Annotated in this window: 2 protein-coding genes; both read left to right on the top strand. The window is 72.5% G+C overall.

From position 1 onward, the window contains the following. Nucleotides 1–153 (top strand): response regulator transcription factor (locus B9S61_RS40175; RefSeq protein WP_146064817.1); only part of this gene is annotated, 153 nt, incomplete at its 5' end. Between the two features lie 155 nt (nucleotides 154–308). Continuing rightward, nucleotides 309–1168, top strand: an 860-nt coding sequence (locus tag B9S61_RS12860; protein WP_181007354.1) for an AAA family ATPase, incomplete at its 3' end; no start/stop codon positions are given.

The following is a 1168-nucleotide window of genomic DNA, read 5'->3' as shown; positions in this document are numbered from 1 at the left end:
GGGGTCCCCCCCACGCCCTTCAGGCAGTGGGGGAGGCTGGGGGTGACGGCCGAGACGGTCAAGGCGTATCTGCGCTCCGCGCTGCGGAAACTGGGGGTACGGACCCGGGGCGAGGCGGTGGTCGCGGCCCGCCGGGCGGGGTGGTTGCCGTAGGTTTGCGACGATTAACCGGAACCGGCATTACCACCGGTACAACTTTGGATTTACGGTTGCCGCGCTCGCTGTAATTTGGCTCACTACACCGTCCGACCGGAATTAAGGAGCCTGTTGCCTAATATTGGCCAGGACACGCCACACGGAGGGGAGCGGTGACCGTGCGACGGGACTTCCAGGAGTCTGCCAGGTACCGCCCCGACCTGGTCATCGGCAGAGAGGGGCTGATCTCCGACGCGCGGGAGCAGCTCGCCCGAGGGGGCAGCGTGCTGCTCCACGGCCCCGCCGGAATAGGAAAGTCCACCGTGCTGCGGGCACTCGCGGCGGAAAACGCCGGGGCGGCGCGGACGGTGTTGCGCTGCTCGGCCACGGAGTCCGAATCGCATCTTCCGTTCCTGGCGCTGGCCGATCTGTTCGGTCTGGTCCTCGACGAGGTGGCCCCCCGGCTGCCCGCCGCCCAGCGCACCGCCCTGGAGTCGGCGCTCACCGGGCGCGGCGAGTCCACGCTCCAGCGGGACGGGCTCGCGCTGCGGCTCGCCGTGCTGTCCACGCTGCGCGCGCTGGCCGCCGAGGGGCCGGTCCTGGTCGTCGCCGACGACCTGCAGTGGCTGGACCCGGCCAGCGCCGAGCTGCTCGGATTCGCCGCCCGGCGGCTCGGCGACAGCCCGGTGCGGATGCTGTGCGCGGTGCGTACGGACGGCGAGGAGTACGACCGTCATCTGCGCGCCTGCCCGGCGGACACCGTCGCGGTGCGGCTGGGCCCGTTCTCCCGCACCCAGGTGTCCGCGCTGCTGGACCACCGCGGCTACACGGGTCTGTCCCGCTCCACGGTCCGCGACATCCACCGCACCAGCGCCGGCAATCCGCTGTTCGCGCTGGAGCTGGGCCGCGCCCTCGCGGAGAGCCCCGCCCGGCCCCGTCCGGGCGAGCCGCTGCCGGTGCCGACGTCGCTGCGCGCCCTGGTGCTGAGCCGGCTGGAGATGCTGTCGGACGAGGCGCGCCGCACCCTGCTCGT

It is taken from the genome of Streptomyces sp. SM1, assembly GCF_002910825.1.
Taxonomy (GTDB): domain Bacteria; phylum Actinomycetota; class Actinomycetes; order Streptomycetales; family Streptomycetaceae; genus Streptomyces; species Streptomyces okerensis.
Note: the sequence above shows the minus strand (reverse complement) of the source record. Positions and strands in the feature narration are given on the sequence as shown.